Consider the following 15,287-nt stretch of genomic DNA (forward strand, 5'->3'; position numbering starts at 1 on the left):
TGTCCGCCTACCAGCGGGTAAACTTGCGCCGGTAGGCCAGCGGCGTCATCCCCTTTTCCGCCCGGAAATAGCGGGCAAAGTGCTCCTGGCCCTGAAACCCCATCGCCTCCGCAATGTGGCTGATGGGCTGGTTGGTTTCCTCGAGCATCCGGCAAATCCGCTCCACGCGCACGCGGGCAATTTCCCGCCGGATCGAGCGATCCAGCAGGGCGCGAAACTGTTTCTCCAACGCCCGCCGCGACATGCCGGCAGCCCGGGCCACCTCGGCCACGGACAACGGCACATGGGCATGGGTGCGGATGAACCGCAGCGCCGCCGCCAGCCGGGCATCCTGCACCGCCAAAATGTCGGTGGACTGGCGGGTGATGACCCCCACCGCCTGCGCCACAATGCGGAGGGTGGGCGGCCGCTGGCCGCGCATAAGCCGGTCCAGGAGCTGGGCGCTCTCGTACCCGGCACGCTCAAAGTTCACTGCCACCGAGGACATGGGCGGCGCGCTGAGCTCGCACACCAGCTCATCGTTGTCCACGCCCACCACCGCCACCTCATCCGGCAGGCGCAGGCCGGCGAGTTTGGCGGCTTCGATGACCTGCTGGCCGTGATCATCATTGCAGGCCATCACCCCCACCGGGTGCGGCAGTTTTACCAGCCATTGGGCCAGCCCGCGCCGCTCCTCCTCGCTGGAAGTATCCGGCGGCGTCTGATAGATTTCCGGGGCCAACCCCGCCGCCGCCACGCGCCGGGCAAAACTGGCGGCGCGTTCCTGGCTCCAGGGCACCCCCGCCAGCCCGTAATAGGCCAGATGTTTCAGGCCGCAATTCAACAGGTGTTCAGCGCCCAGCCGCCCGATGGTTTCGGTGTCGGACACCACGTTCACCACCCCGGGCACTTCCTGGCGGCTGTGGCCCACCACCACCAGCGGCACGCGGTATTCCAGCGCCTCCTCCACCCGGTCCACATCCCGCATGATGATGCCGTCGGCCTGAAACGTGCGCAGATGCGGCCAGGCCTTCTCCAGCCCGCCCGTTTCCCAGTGACACAGCCAGCGCCCATGATGCCGCGCAAAGCTGGCAATCCCCCGCAACAGGCTGCGGCCGGCGGCGCGGGAGGATTCAATCAGCAGCAAAACCCGGTAGAAACGGTGCATGGCATCACGGCTCCGGCGCGGCGCCGGCCTCCGGCGGCGGCGGAGAAACCGGGGCGGCGGCCGCCGGCGCCGCCAGCGGGAGGCGGGCCACAATGGTGGTGCCCCGCCCGCGCCGGCTGACCACGGTGAACCGGCCGCCCAGCGCGGCGGCTCGCTCGCGCATGCTCAGCAGGCCCAGCCCCTCGCTGCGCTGCCGGGCCTTCGGCGGCAGGCCGGTCCCATTATCGCGCACGCGCAAGATCACCTGCTCGTTCGTCCGGGCCAGGTTGACCCGCACCCGCGTGGCCTGCGCGTGGCGGATGATGTTGGTCAGCGCCTCCTGCAAAATGCGAAACAACGCCGTGGCCATGCGGGAATCCAACTGGTCCAATCCTTCGTCGCAATGCACCTGGCACGGGATGCCGGTGCGCCGCTCAAACTCCTGCGCCTGCCATTCAATGGCGGCCGGCAAACCCAGATCATCCAGCACCCCCGGCCGCAGCTCGCTGGAAATGCGGCGCACCGATTGAATGGTCTGGTCCACGACCTTCATCATGTCCGCCAGCCGCGCCTCCAGGGCGGCGGGCTCCCGTTGCAAATTGCGGGCCACCCACGCCAGGTCCAGTTTCAGGCTGGTCAGGCACTGGCCCAGGTCATCGTGGATTTCGCGCGCAATCTGGCGCCGCTCCTCCTCGCGCACAATCTCCAGCCGCTCGGCCAGCGTGCGCAGTTGCTCGCGGGATTCCCGAATGGCCAGCTCGGCGCGTTTGCGCTCCGTGATGTCCAGCGCCAGCGAGAGCACGTGCGGCTCGCCGCCCAGGTCCACCGGCGCCGCCGACAGCAGGCAGTCAATCAGCCCCTGTTTGAGGCGCAACCGCACCTCCAGATTGCGCACCGTCCCGCCCCGGCGCAGCGGCTCGGTCATCCGCTCCCGCATCTCGGGGCTTTCATACAACCCCAGCTCCATGGTGCTCTTGCCAATGACCTCCTCGCGGCTCAGGCCCAGGCAGCGCAGGAAATAGTCATTGGCATTGACAATCAACCCGTCCCGCAGCCGCGTGACGAGCATGAGAATGGGACTGAGATGGAAGGCGCGGGAAAACCGCTCCTCGGAGCGCCGCAGCTCCTCCTCGGCCAGTTTGCGCTGGGTGATGTCCAGCACGCTGCACAACACGCCAATGATCTCGCCGGCGCCCGAGCGCAGGGGCGAGTAGGTGGCCTGATGCCATCCCCGCCGCCCGGTGGCCGGCACCAGATAGGCGGCGTCCGCCCCTTCGTGCACCTCGCCGCGCAAGGCCCGGCGCAGCAGCTCCTCCGGCGTCTCGTTGCCCGCCAGCCACACCAGCGCATGCAGATACTGGCCCCGCGCCTGCGCCTCCTCCAGGCCGGTCATGCGCTCAAGATAGGGATTCCACAGCCGGCACCGCAGCTCCCGGTCAAACACCGCCAGCCCGCTGGCGGCCGACTGCACAATGGCCCGGTTGAAGTTCTCCGAGGTGCGCAGCGCCTCCTCCGCCAGATGCCGTTCAAGCACGTTGGCCAGCACTTCGGAAAACAGCCGCAGCACGCCCTCATGCTGCGGCCCCCAGCGCATCGTGCCGGTCACGTCATCAAACCCCACAAACCCGCTGAAGCGCCCCTGCACCGGCACCGCCACCAGCAGCAGCGAGGCGATGTTTTGCGCCTGCAACAATTCCTGCTCGCGCCGCGCCTCCGGCGGCATGCGGCTCACATCCGGGATGTGCAGCACGCCGTGCCGGGCCAGCATGTCCATGCTCCACCGCACCTCCTCCACCGGGATGTTCTGCAGATTCTGGATTTCCGGGCGCACCCCCTCCGCGCACCATTCGTGGGTGTTGGAAATAAAGCGGCCGTCCTCGCTGAAGCGGAAGAGATAGGCGCGGCCCGCCTGGCAGAACCGGCCCAAATCCGCCAGCGACTGTTGAATGGCCTGATCCAGATGGCAGGGCCCCACAAACCGCGACGAAATCGCCAGCAGCGTGCTCTCAAATTCCAGCCGCTCCATGAGCGCCCGCTCCGCCTGCACCCGCCCCGTCACATCCAGCATGATCCCCAGACTGCTGGGCAGGCCGCCCGCCTCCGGCGGCAACGGCAGAATCCGCGTGTCAAACACCCGCCCCTGCCATTCGTGGCGCAGGGAGACCCGCTCGCCCCGCAGCGCCCGCCGGCAGGCCGCGGTGAATTCCGGCAGGTCCTGCACCACCGTGAAAATGGACACCCCCACCACCTGCCGCGGCGCCAGCCCCAACGATTGCAGCACCGAGCCTTCCGCCGTGATGATGATCCCCTCAGCGTCCATGGCCCACAGGAAGATGGGCGCGTGATCCAGCAGGGTTTGCAGTTGGCGGCGCTGGTGCTCGATCTGCAGCTCCATTTTCTTGCGCGGCGTAACATCCCGCCCAAACAGTGCCACATACAGCACCTGCCCCCCCGGCCCGCGCACCGGATAAAACGAGGCCTCATAGTACAACCCGCCAAATTCCCCCTCCACCGTCGTCGCCTGGCCGCTGGCCAACAGTTGGCGGAACAACGCCTCCGTTGCCGGCCGCACCTCCGCCGGCAGAAAGTCCCACATCCGCCGGCCAATCAAATCGCCCGGCGCGTCCCCCAGCCGCATGGCCGCCACCGGATTCGCCAGCACCACCCGGCCTTCGTTGTCCAGCAACAAAATGCTTTCGCCCGCCCCTTCCAGCACGGCGCGCAACCGGCTCTGAAACTCGAGCAGCTCGGCCAGCAGTTGATCCCGGTCCGCCTCCGCTTTTTTGCGCTCCGTAATATCGCGGCTGAAACAAGCCAGGCAGCACGGCTGGCCGGTTTGATCCAGGATGGGGGTGAACCGATGCTCCAGCCAGCGCCCCCCCCGCTGATCCTCAAAAAACACCGACGTGCCCGTCTGAAACGCGCGTTCCCCCCACTGAAAACGCAGGCGGGCCACCTCCGGCGGCAGAAAATCCGCAATGTTCTGCCCCACCATGTCCTCCACCGCCTTGCCCAGGCGCTCGGCGGCGGTGCGATTGGCAATCAGCACCCGCCCCTGCCGGTCCAGCAACAGAATGCTCTCCCGCGCCGCGTTGAGCAGCATCCGCAGGTCCTGCTGGGCGGTCAAATCCGCGGGGACAACACCCCCGCAACAGGCCAGCTCGGAAGCGATCGGCGGCTGATACGCCGGGCCGTCCTCCCGCAGCAGCACGGTGGTATCTTCAGCCACCGGCATCTCGCGCAGTTGCAGCAACACGCCCTGCACGGGTCCTTCCGGCGTCTGAACCGGGCGCACCAGCACGGAAAACCAGCCGGTGGCATGGGAGTGAATGAAATCCAGGCAAAGATAGGGCAGCCGTTGCGGCTGGCCCGCCAAGGCCTGTAGGATCATCGCCCGCAAAGCCCCCACCTGATCCCCTTTGAACAGCTCCGCCAGCGAGCGGCCGCCCAGCTCGGCCGCCGCCAGACCCGCCAGCCGCGCAAAGGTGGCGTTGCACCACCGCACCCGCAAATGCCGATCCACCAGCACCAGCCGGTCGCCCAGGCTCTCCAACAACACCTGGCACAGCTCCGGGGACAACTCCGGCCCGCGCGGATCTTCACGTGATGGCTCAGGAATGGGCGCAGTCATAGGCCGCCTGCCTCCCGGCCGGACGGCCGGCTCGCGGGCAGTCCGGGCCAGACGCCGCTTGGCTCATGGATTGTTTGCTGCATAGGCCACTCCCCGCCTCAAAACAAACTCCCCTGCCGGCCGGCCGGCTTCAGGCCCAGCCGCTTCATGGCCAGCTCGGTGATGACGCGCCCCTGCGGCGTGCGATGCAGATAACCTTCCATGATCAGATAAGGCTCATACACCTCTTCCAGCGTATCCGGCTCCTCGCCCACCGCCACCGCCAGCGAATTCAAGCCCACCGGGCCGCCCCCAAACTTGACCATGATCGTTTCCAGGATGCGCTTGTCCATCTCGTCCAGCCCGTGGGCGTCAATTTCCAGCATGGCCAGCGCGCGGTCCGCCACCGCCGCCGTGATGCGCCCGTCGCCGCGCACCTGCGCGTAATCGCGCACCCGGCGCAGCAGGTTGTTGGCAATGCGCGGCGTCCCCCGGCTGCGCCGGGCGATCTCCATGGCCCCCTCCGGCTCCATCGGCACCTGCAGCAGCCGCGCCGAGCGCAGCACAATCTGCTGCAACTGCTCCGCGTCGTAATAGTCCAGCCGCTCCCGCATGGGAAAGCGCGTCAACAACGGCGACGACAGCAGGCCGCTGCGCGTGGTGGCCCCGATCAGCGTAAACCGCGGCAGATTCAGCCGCACACTGCGCGCATTCGGCCCCTGGTCAATGATGATGTCCAGCTTGAAATCCTCCATCGCCGGGTACAGGTATTCCTCGATGGTTTTCTGCAGCCGGTGAATCTCGTCAATGAACAAAATGTCCCGCTCCTCCAGATTGGTGAGCAGGCCGGCCAGATCCCCGGCCTTTTCAATGGTGGGCCCGCTGGTGCATTTGATGTTCACGCCCATGGCGCGCGCCAGAATGTTGGCCAGCGTGGTCTTGCCCAGTCCCGGCGGCCCGTTGAGCAGCAAATGATCCAACGCCTCGCCCCGCTGCCGCGCCGCCGCCACGGCAATTTCCAGCCGCTCCTTCACTTTCGCCTGGCCGGTGAACTCGGAAAACAAGGAGGGGCGCAGCGTCAGCTCCAGGGCTGCGTCCGGTTTGTTGAGCACATCCGTCACCCGCGATTGGGCCATGTCCAGAAGATGGGCCAACCCTGCAGCAGCGACAAGGCAAAAACAATTCCCCCGCCACCGGCAGCGCCGGCCTCGCGCCGGCGCATCTCAGCGCCACCACGGACGGGCCGTCCCCCGGCCGGCAACCACAAAACCGCCGCCCGTTGCCCACCGCCCAAATGCTCCCGGCTGGACTGGCCGCACCGCCGCCGGCCGCGGCGGCGGCGCGCGCTGGAGGAGTTTGATGAGGCCGATGGCAAACACCGCTCCGCCGATGACAATGCCCGCCAGCGCCACCCACTTGAGGGGGGAATTGTAATTCTGGAGTTGCATCCAGCCAATCACACCGCAAATCACCGCCAGCAGGCCAAACCAGTGCAAATTGGGAATGATCGCCACAATGGCCACCGCCAGCGCCGCCAGCGCAAAGTAATTCAACGGCGGGGCTTCCTCGGGCATCTTCACCGGCGCCCGGGCCGGCGCCGGCGCCACCGCCACGCTGGTGTGCAGCGGCTGCGTGGCGGCCTCGCGCCCGGCGGCGCTGTAATCTTTGGCGGCCGCCGCGGCCGCCGGCGGCGGGGCCGGGGCCGCCGCCGGGCGGCTGGCCGGCACGGGCGCGGGCGGCGACGGACGCGTGCCCGTGGGCCGCGCGGGCAGTTCCACCGCCGCCAGCCATTCCGGCACGGCCGAGACCGGGGCCGGTTGCGCGGCCGGCTCCGGCAGGGAGCCGCTGGCCAGGGCGTCAAGGGTGGATTCAAAGGTGGGCACCTGGGCAATGGGCCAGATACAGGCCCGCTCCAACACCGCCGCCAGTTTCTGCACCCGCGGATCCACGTGCTTTTTCAGCCGCGCAAACACCTTGGAGTTGCGCGGGTCCTTGAAATCGTTGGCCAGAAAAATCAGGTTGTCCCCCGTGTGAAACTGCTGCCACAACGCCGGCTCCCCCGCCAGCGCCAAAAAGCTGGTGTAAATGACCAGCGCGGCAAAATTGTCGAGGTTGATGTCGTAATAATCCGGCGTGCGGCGGGGATGCTGGTAGTTGGCGTGGCCCAGCTCGGGGCTGCGCCCCTGGCCGAAGGCGGGCACATACATGCCGTCATAATCCACCAGCCGGAACTGGCCGTCCGGCAGGCACATCACGTTGCCATGCTGCAGGTCGCCATGCGCAATTTGATTGGCGCGCAAATCCTTCATCATCACCCGCCACTGCTCCGCCAGGCGCAACAGGGTTTCCGGCTCCTGCACGTGATCCTCGATGTACATGTGCATGGGCGTGCCGGCCACCCAGTCCATCTTCACGATCGGATACAGCTCGTTGCGCAGCCGGATGCCCCGCAGTTGAAACTCAAATCCCACCAGCCACGGCAGCGTCACCGCCTGCAAATGCCGCGTGAGCAGATTGTAACGCACCTGCTGGTTGGCCACCTGCCGCACAAAGCAGCGAATGGCGTAATGCTTGCCGTTGACGGTGGTCAGCTCGTACACGCTGGCAAAGTTGCCCGACATCACCCGCGGCATCCCCAGCATGTCCGTCGCCACCGTGGCGGTTTTGAGCTCCTCCTCCAGAAAGCAGACCTGCGGATTCTGGATGGCGTCCTGATAATCGGTGTGGGAGGGCCAGTTCATGAGGCGAGGCGGTTCAGGATTCACTCTCCCAGCGGATGACCACCAGGGTCATGTCATCATTGCGCACGCCCTGCTCCTTGCGCAGGCGCTCCGACAGCTCGGCAAACTGCTGCTCATTCTCCAGGGCCAGCAGCGTCTCCCACGGTTTCTCCCCCGCTTCATGCCGCTCCAGGAACCACTTGGCCAGCGCATCGGTGGCCAGAAAGAAACGATCCCCCGCCTTGACGCCGCCCGAGGCGGCCTTGATGTCGCGCAACGCCGAGTAATTATGGTTCTCATTGCTGGCCAGCAGGATGGGGCGGCTGCTGAATTCATCGCTGCGGGCCACGGGGAAGGTGGCAATCATCTGGTCCTCCCGCACCTGAAAGAGGTTGCTGTCCCCCACCGCAAAGGCATTCCATTTCAGCTCCTCCCCCTGCAGGGTGCGGCTCACAATCTTTTCCCACACCGTCCCGTGCGCCGCAAATTCCAGTGCCAGAAACGTCGCAAACGCCCCATTCTCCGCTTTTTCCTGGCAGTACCACGGCAGATTGCCCCAGTCAATGCTCTGCCGCCATTCATGCTGCAGGGGCAGCATCCACAGCATCATCGCGTCCTCGCTGGGCGGCATGCCAAAGGGCGGCTCGGCGATGTAGGCCTTGACCAGGCTCTGGGCCCAGCGATCGCTGAACGCCGACTCCGTGGCGCCATCGGCTATGGCAAAACGCAGGCAGCCCAGCTCATACGCAAATGCGTCATCGCATTCGTCCATCGAATAGCCGTGCTTGGGCAGGCGAAAGGCGGTGACAATGGGGACCACGAGGCGGCGGTAGTTTAGCGCAGGTTGCTGCCGCGGGTGCCGATGTCCAGGAAGCGGATGAGTTCCACCAGGTCCGCGTTGAACGCAAAGCCCCGCGCTTCCGGCCCCAGGTTGAAACCCTCGGCCAGGGCCAGCTCCCGCATGCTGGCCGGCAGCACGCTGGAGATGGAGAACAGGGTCTTGGCGAATTCATCCGGCAAATCCGCGTCCGACTCCGGGAAAATGATCGGCTGCACCGGCTGGCTGGAAATGTGGCAGTTCAACAGCAGCACGTTGCCGTCGTCCGTGGCCAGGCTGGTCAGCTCCTGCGCCTGCGGCACCGGCCCGCTGTCGGTGGCCTCGCCATCGCTGATGTTGATGACAATCGGCGGATACGACGCCATGTGCCGCTGCACCCACTCCCGCAAAATCTTGCACGCCATGCTCAACGCCGTGCCCATCGGCGTGATCCCCTTGGCCACCGGCTCGAACCAGATGGGAAACTTGACCTTCTGCTCGATGATGCCCCCGCTGCCGTCATCCACCTTGCGAATCCGCTCCTCAATGCGGGCCGGGGAGCTCGCCACCTCGCTCAACGGCACCAAATCCCGCCCCGCCAGCGGGCCGCTGAACGCCGGCGCCACCGTCGCCCCATAGCCAATCACGCAGACCTCGTAAAAATTGCGCACCCCGTCCCCCCGGGCGCATTTGATGATCAGGTTGTGCAGCAGGCGGTTGATGGCGTCGGCCACACTGTCGCACTTGCGTTTGTTCTCACTGCCGGCAATCGGCTCCACCATCGAGCCGGACTGGTCAATGAGAAACATGAACACACTGGGGTTGGCACGACTGATTTCGGCTGAATAAGGCATACCGTTGGCTCGTGTTTTGGCTTCGGCTTGCTCGCTTGCTCCGCGCCAGGACGCTGCTGCGTCAACCGCCACATCGCCTGGATGTCCAACAAATAGCAGCCCACCGTCTAAAAAGCAATCAGAGTTTTAACCGCCTCCAGCCCCGCCGGCCCCACCCCCCGCCACCAACGCATAAGCTGCGCGCCACCCATGCCTTTTGGTTTCCCGCTTTACAGGACTGGTGGCCGGGCCTTGATCCCCCGAAATTTCCCGGTTCCGGTTGGTCTCCCCCCCACAAATCTCTTGCGCCCTCCGCGGTTTTCCATTAGCAAGAGGCCGTGCAAGAAAAAAAATAATCAACCTCAACCCAACGAAATTCCCTATGGCTGCTGCTGCATTCCCCCAAATCAAGCGCATCGAATACGAAGGCCCCCAATCCAAAAACCCCCTCGCATTCAAGCATTATAATCCCGATGAAGTGGTGGAAGGCAAAACGATGAAAGAACATCTCCGCTTCTCGGTGGTGTACTGGCACACCTTCCGCGGGCGGGGGGTGGACCCCTTCGGCGCCGGCACCATGATCCGCCCCTGGGATGACGGCACCGACTCCCTGGAAAACGCCAAACGCCGCGTCCGGGTGGCCTTCGAGTTCATGGAAAAACTGCAGGCCCCCTTCTATGCCTTTCACGATCGCGACGTGGCCCCCGAAGGCAAAACCCTCCGCGAAACCAACAAGAATCTCGATGCCGTCGTCAAAGTCCTCAAGGAGGAGCAGAAGCGCACCGGCATCAAGCTGCTCTGGGGCACGGCCTGCCTCTTCGCCCATCCCCGCTACGTCCACGGCGCCGCCACCAGTTGCAACGCGGACGTGTTTGCCTACGCCGCCGCCCAGGTCAAGAAATGCCTCGAGGTCACCCACGAGCTGGGCGGCGCCGGCTACGTGTTCTGGGGCGGCCGCGAAGGCTACTCCACGCTCTACAACACCGACTTGAAACGCGAGCTGGAGCACCTGGCCAAATTCCTGCACATGGCGGTGGATTACAAAAAGAAGATTGGATTCAAGGGCCAGTTCTACATCGAACCCAAACCCAAGGAACCCACCAAGCACCAGTATGACTCCGACGCCGCCGCCTGCCTCAACTTCCTCCGCGAGTACGGCCTGAAGGATCATCTGAAATTGAACCTCGAAACCAACCACGCCACCCTCGCCGGGCATACCATGCAACACGAGCTGGAAGTGGCCGGCGCCGCCGGCGCCCTCGGCTCCATTGACGCCAACACCGGCGACGAGCTGCTGGGCTGGGACACCGACCAATTCCCCACCAGCGTGTATCTCACCACCCAGATCATGCTCACCATCCTCAAGTACGGCGGCTTCACCACCGGCGGCGTGAATTTCGACGCCAAGGTCCGCCGCGAAAGCTTCGAGCCGATTGACCTCTTCCACGCCCACATCGGCGGCATGGATGCCTTTGCCCGCGGCCTCAAAATCGCGGCGGCCATCCGCAAGGACGGCCGGCTGGCCGAGTTTGTCCAACAGCGCTACAGCTCCTGGGACAGCGGCATCGGCGCCAAAATCGAGAAAGGCGAAGTCGGCTTCGAAGAGCTGGAGGCCTACATGCTCAAGAAGGGCGAGGCCGCGCCCAACGCCAGCGGCCGCCAGGAATACCTGGAAAACCTCATCAACGAATTCATCTGAGGGGGCCAATCCCTGCCGGGAAACCTCTCTTGACCCAGACGGCCGGGCGCACAGGCCCGGCCGTTTTTATTGGCCCGGGGCCGGGGCTGGCCGCTGCCCCTCCAAATACTGCACCAGCCGCAGCATCTCCGGATCTCCGGGGTTGATGGCCAGTGCCCGCCGCGCCGCGGCGCGGGCCTCGGGCAGCCGGCCCATGCGCGCAAAGACGGTGGCCGCCGCGTAGGGAATCCGCGCCTCGCCCGGCGCCAACGCCTCCGCCCGGCGCAGGGCCTCCACCGCCCCGGCCGGATCGCCCAGCCCATTGCGGGCCAGCCCCAGATTGTACCATGCCCGATGATGGTTGGGATCCAGCCGCACCGCCTGCTCCAGCGCGGCCGCGCAACCGGGCAGATCATTGGCCTCGTTCAAGGCCAGGGCCAGTTTGTAATGCATCTCCGCCTCCTGCGGGGCCAGCCGCACCGCCTCCCGCAGTTGCCGCACCGCCTCCTGAATCTGGCCGGCCTGGCTCAAAATCACCGCGTACTCATGCCGGATCGCCGCCGAGCGCGGATCCCACGCCACAGCCCGCTGAAAATGCGACGCCGCCTGCGCGCCCTCGTTCCGCGCCAGATAATACAGCCCCAGTTGCATCTGGCCCGCCGGTTGATCGGCGTTTAGTTCCAAGGCGTGCAAATACTCCCGGGTCACCGGCGCCTGTGGCGCCAGTTGCCCCCGCAGCGCCGTCGCCGCCTGGAAGCGCACCGCCCGGATGGGGTCCTGCAGCGCCGCCCGCAACGCCTGCTCCACCGCCGGCGGCGCCCGCTCGCCGTTGCGTGTCAAGCCCCCCAGCGCCTGCGCCACATGCGCGCGCACCAGCTCGTTCGTGTCGGCCAGTTGCCTGACCAGGGCGGCGGTGACCTCCGCCTCCTGCAGCCACGGCTCCAGCAAATTCGCCGCCGCCGCCCGCCAGTAGGGAATGGGATCGCGGCGGAGCATCTCCAGCAACGGCCCGCGCGCCGCCGGATCGCCACGCCGGGCACGGGCGATGGTTTGCGCGCGCTGCCGGTAGGGGCGGTTCATTTTCTCGCCGTACCACTTGTCCACCCATTCCATGGCCCAGTCCACCGTGTTGGTGGTGTGGCAGCGGTTGCAGGCGTTGGGGATGCCAAACTGTTTGGTCAGCCACGGATCCGGGATGGTCCAGCCATGATCATGGCGCCAATGGCGCTGCATGAAGGGCGTCTGCGGCATGTGGCAGTTCACACACTGCCCGCCCGTTTCCTTGATGTTTTTGAAATCGGTGGTGTTCAAATCCACCTCCACCAGCTCGCCGTTGGTGTTCACAAACGGATTGAACACCTTGTGAAAACTGTGCTTCACCGGATCAATGATCGGCGCGTTGGTGTGCGCGCCCTCATGACAACGGGCGCACAGCAGGTTGCCCGGCAGCAGCGGCTTCATGGTGTGCGGATGATGACAGTCGGCGCAGGTCACGCCCCCCTGCGCGTGCATCCGGCTGCCCAGGAAGGGCGCAAACTCGTAGTCCTCATCCCGAATCTGGCCATCGGCATGAAACAAATCGCTCCCATCCACCATCTGCAGCATGAAATGATCCCAGAAATGATCCCCCGGCTTGAAGTCGCCGGTGAGATCCATCCGGCGCGCATGGCAAAAAGCGCACGTGTGCAACATCTGCTGCCGGGTGGGCTTGCGCAGGGTGGGATCCGGCAGCCCCGAGCCTTTATTTTTATATTGCCATTCATTGTGGGCTTTCAGCGGGCCGTGGCAGGCCTCGCACCCCACGCCCATCTCCGCCATCGTCGTGCGATATGCATCGGTGCGGGCGTCGTAATTCTTGCGCAACCGCGTGTTGTGACAGCCCGCGCACATGCTGTTCCAATTCATGCCCCGCCCCGACCAGTGCCCCCACTCCCCCGGCTGGCGATCCTCCTCCCCAAACACATTAAACCACTCGTTGGTCACCGGATCATAGGAGGCCTCCAGCGTCTGCCAACGCCCCCCCGGGAAGGGCGTCAGATATTGCCGCAGCGGCAGATGCCCAATCACCCGCTCCACCACAAACGGCCCGTGATTCGTCGGGCCGGGCGTGCGCACTTCGAATCGGCCCTGCTCATACCGCACCCCGGTGAATTGCGTGCCGTGCTTGAACGCCCGCGGCGGCTCAAAGGCCGAACGGTCCACCGCCGCATCCATCGGCCGCTCCGCCAGCGCATGGTGGGACTGCCGCCACTGCTCATACGCCTCCTCGTGACATTCCCGGCAGCTTGCCGAGCCGCCATATTGCGCAAACACCTCCTGCTCCGGCACCAGCTCAAAAAAGGTGGGTTTGTTGGTGCCCGCGCCGGCCGCGCCTCCGGCCAAGGCCCCGGCCGGAGCCTGAACAACTGGCGCCGCGCCCGGCTTCCGCAGCCACCACCCCACCACCGCCGCCGCCACCACCAGCCCGCACAACCCGCCCACCACCCACCCCGGCAGACCCCGGCGGGAAGCCGGAGCAGGCCGGGCGGGCCGTCGGGCGCGTTGTGGGGTGGCGCTCATGGGAGTAGATGTTAGGCAGGGCCTCCTTGCGGAGGCAACGCCAAGATGCAAACGTTGTTGCCCACCTCCCCTCCAGACCTTCCTCCCTCCCACCCGCAAACCGGCAAAATGGCCGCAAGGTGATACACTTTTCCCTGCCCGCCCCCTTGCAATATGTTACATTCAGGTGACGGGTCAATGACGCTGCCGTAACAAGGCGGCGGGAAAGGCGCAGGCTTATGGATAAAGTCATATTCTATACGATGATCTTGTCGGGGGTCATCTTCGGCTGGATGATTTACCTGCACAACCAGCGCGACGTGGAGCCGGCCTGGTCTCCCAAGTATCAGGCGCCCCCGCCACCCACCTGGGGCACGCTGTTGCGGCAGTCCGAGGCCTGGCTTTTCTTGATGGCACTGGGGCTGGCCATGACCATCACCAAGCTTTAAGGCAAGCCGCCGCCAAGGTTTCAAAAACAAAAACGCCGTGGGACGTTTCGCCCCACGGCGTTTTGCTTTACAGCGGGCGTTTAATCGCCCAACTCACCCCTCACTATTGGCTCAAGCTTTGCAGCCGGTAGAACCGCCCACTCCCCGCCATGGGCAACACCAACTGGCCGCGCCCCTGCGCATCCAGCACCAGCGGCGTACCCGTATTCATCCAGGTCTGGCCCAGCCGCTCCACACTTTGCAGTTGATAACGGCCGTTGGGTGACCCGCTCACCCCAATCACGAGGTTGCCGTTTTGTTTGCCGGCCGCCAGATTGGCCGCCGCCGGGATCACCACCGGCACGATGGCCGGCGGCGTGCCACCCCCCGCCGCCGTAAGAATCCCGTACCGGTTCAACGCGGTCCAGTCACTCGCCCAGTTGATGGCCCCAAACGCGCCCTTGAACGCCACCGGCGTGTAGAACCCGTCATTGGGCGCCGTCCGCGCGCTCGTCAGCGCCGGACTCCCCGCCGCCGGACGCGGATCCAGCCCAAACGCCGGCTCGTTCGTCCGGCTGATCCCCCGCAGCATGGGATTGGTCACCACGTTGTTCCGGCTCGCATCCGTGAACAACAGCTCCGCCGCCGCCGTCTCCGCCACCGGCACCGGCACCCCGTTGGTCGCAAAGTTCCACCACAGGTTGTCCCGCAAATCCAGCAGCCCGTTGGTCAAATGGATCGCCGCCGTCGCATCAATCCGCACCCCACGCCCGCCGTACTCCGTTATAATGCTGTTGTAAATCCGCGGCGCCGCATAGTCCCGAATCTGCAATCCCCGGTTCCCCGTCGTGTTCGTCCCCGCCCCAATCCACGTCGCATTGTATATCTCATAGTTGGCTATCGGCCGCTCGTTCCCCGTCACCGCCCCGTTGATCTCCCCGTTGAACTCCGCCCCGTTGTCCTTCGCCCCACGCTCCTGAATCGCCAGCCAAAACTGGTTCTTCCCGTTGTACCCCATGTCCGCGTCAAACGCATCGTCATCGCAAAACGCGCTCACCAGGTACTTCGTGTTCACCGTCCCCCCGAAAAACTCAAACCCATCGTCCGCTATCGCGTACACCTCCACATACTCAATGGTCGTCCCGCGCCCCACCCCGCCCAAGGACAACCCGTTGATCTCCTTGTTCGGCAATATCTTCACCCCACCGTGCCGAATGCTCACATACCGCATCACCCCCGAGTTGTCGTCCGGATCATTCCCCCCAAACCGGTGCACATACTGCCCGTTAATCTGAATGTCCGACAACCCCTCGTACACCTCGTACTTCGGATTGGCCGCGTTGCCCGCGCTGTCGGCCGCCATGTTCAGCGGCGCCCGCCCAAAAATCACCACCCCACCCCACTTGCCCCGGTCATAAATCCCCAAATCATCCGGATCGTTCACATCGTCCTCCTCCGCCGTGAAGATAATCGGCTGCGAGGGCGTCCCATTGGCGTAGATCTTCCCTCCCTGGCAGATGAACAGCGCCGAAGCGTC

10 protein-coding genes and 1 pseudogene are annotated in these 15,287 nt (G+C 65.3%); 2 read left to right on the top strand and 9 right to left on the bottom strand.

The window, feature by feature from the left end; genetic code table 11:
- Positions 1-7: 7 nt before the first annotated feature.
- The 6 genes from N3J91_03080 to N3J91_03105 form a co-directional block, all read right to left on the bottom strand.
- Positions 8-1,147, bottom strand: coding sequence for a DNA-binding transcriptional regulator (locus N3J91_03080; protein ID MCX8155433.1), 1,140 nt, complete (start codon positions 1,145-1,147; stop codon positions 8-10).
- Between the two features lie 4 nt (positions 1,148-1,151).
- The gene (locus N3J91_03085) at positions 1,152-4,757 is read right to left on the bottom strand and encodes a PAS domain S-box protein (protein MCX8155434.1); all 3,606 of its coding nucleotides are present in this window, start codon (positions 4,755-4,757) and stop codon (positions 1,152-1,154) included.
- A 98-nt stretch (positions 4,758-4,855) separates the two neighbouring features.
- Positions 4,856-5,872, bottom strand: a complete 1,017-nt coding sequence (gene ruvB, locus N3J91_03090; protein MCX8155435.1) for a Holliday junction branch migration DNA helicase RuvB — start codon at positions 5,870-5,872, stop codon at positions 4,856-4,858.
- An 87-nt stretch (positions 5,873-5,959) separates the two neighbouring features.
- Positions 5,960-7,477 carry a hypothetical protein gene (locus N3J91_03095; protein MCX8155436.1) on the bottom strand — a complete coding sequence of 506 codons (1,518 nt, stop codon included), beginning with the start codon at positions 7,475-7,477 and terminating at the stop codon, positions 5,960-5,962.
- Between the two features lie 13 nt (positions 7,478-7,490).
- A complete protein-coding gene (locus N3J91_03100; protein MCX8155437.1) occupies positions 7,491-8,276 on the bottom strand; it encodes a serine/threonine-protein phosphatase in 786 nt (261 codons plus the stop codon).
- Between the two features lie 14 nt (positions 8,277-8,290).
- Positions 8,291-9,127 carry a VWA domain-containing protein gene (locus N3J91_03105; GenBank protein ID MCX8155438.1) on the bottom strand — a complete coding sequence of 279 codons (837 nt, stop codon included), beginning with the start codon at positions 9,125-9,127 and terminating at the stop codon, positions 8,291-8,293.
- Between the two features lie 361 nt (positions 9,128-9,488).
- Here N3J91_03105 and xylA point away from each other — a divergent pair, with 361 nt between their 5' ends.
- Positions 9,489-10,805 carry a xylose isomerase gene (gene xylA, locus N3J91_03110; protein ID MCX8155439.1) on the top strand — a complete coding sequence of 439 codons (1,317 nt, stop codon included), beginning with the start codon at positions 9,489-9,491 and terminating at the stop codon, positions 10,803-10,805.
- 66 nt (positions 10,806-10,871) lie between these two features.
- Here xylA and N3J91_03115 read toward each other — a convergent pair whose 3' ends face one another.
- Both N3J91_03115 and N3J91_03120 read right to left on the bottom strand, forming a co-directional pair.
- Positions 10,872-11,081, bottom strand: a complete 210-nt coding sequence (locus N3J91_03115) for a tetratricopeptide repeat protein (GenBank protein ID MCX8155440.1) — start codon at positions 11,079-11,081, stop codon at positions 10,872-10,874.
- A 15-nt stretch (positions 11,082-11,096) separates the two neighbouring features.
- Positions 11,097-12,674 (bottom strand): annotated as a pseudogene (locus tag N3J91_03120) (HEAT repeat domain-containing protein).
- An 887-nt stretch (positions 12,675-13,561) separates the two neighbouring features.
- On the opposite strand from N3J91_03120, the gene N3J91_03125 reads away from it, so the two are divergent.
- Positions 13,562-13,771, top strand: coding sequence for a hypothetical protein (locus N3J91_03125; GenBank protein ID MCX8155441.1), 210 nt, complete (start codon positions 13,562-13,564; stop codon positions 13,769-13,771).
- A 103-nt stretch (positions 13,772-13,874) separates the two neighbouring features.
- On the opposite strand, the gene N3J91_03130 is transcribed toward N3J91_03125, so the two are convergent.
- Positions 13,875-15,287, bottom strand: a 1,413-nt coding sequence (locus N3J91_03130) for a hypothetical protein (GenBank protein ID MCX8155442.1), incomplete at its 5' end; no start/stop codon positions are given.

This window comes from Verrucomicrobiia bacterium (genome assembly GCA_026414565.1).
Classification (GTDB): domain Bacteria; phylum Verrucomicrobiota; class Verrucomicrobiia; order Limisphaerales; family Fontisphaeraceae; genus Fontisphaera.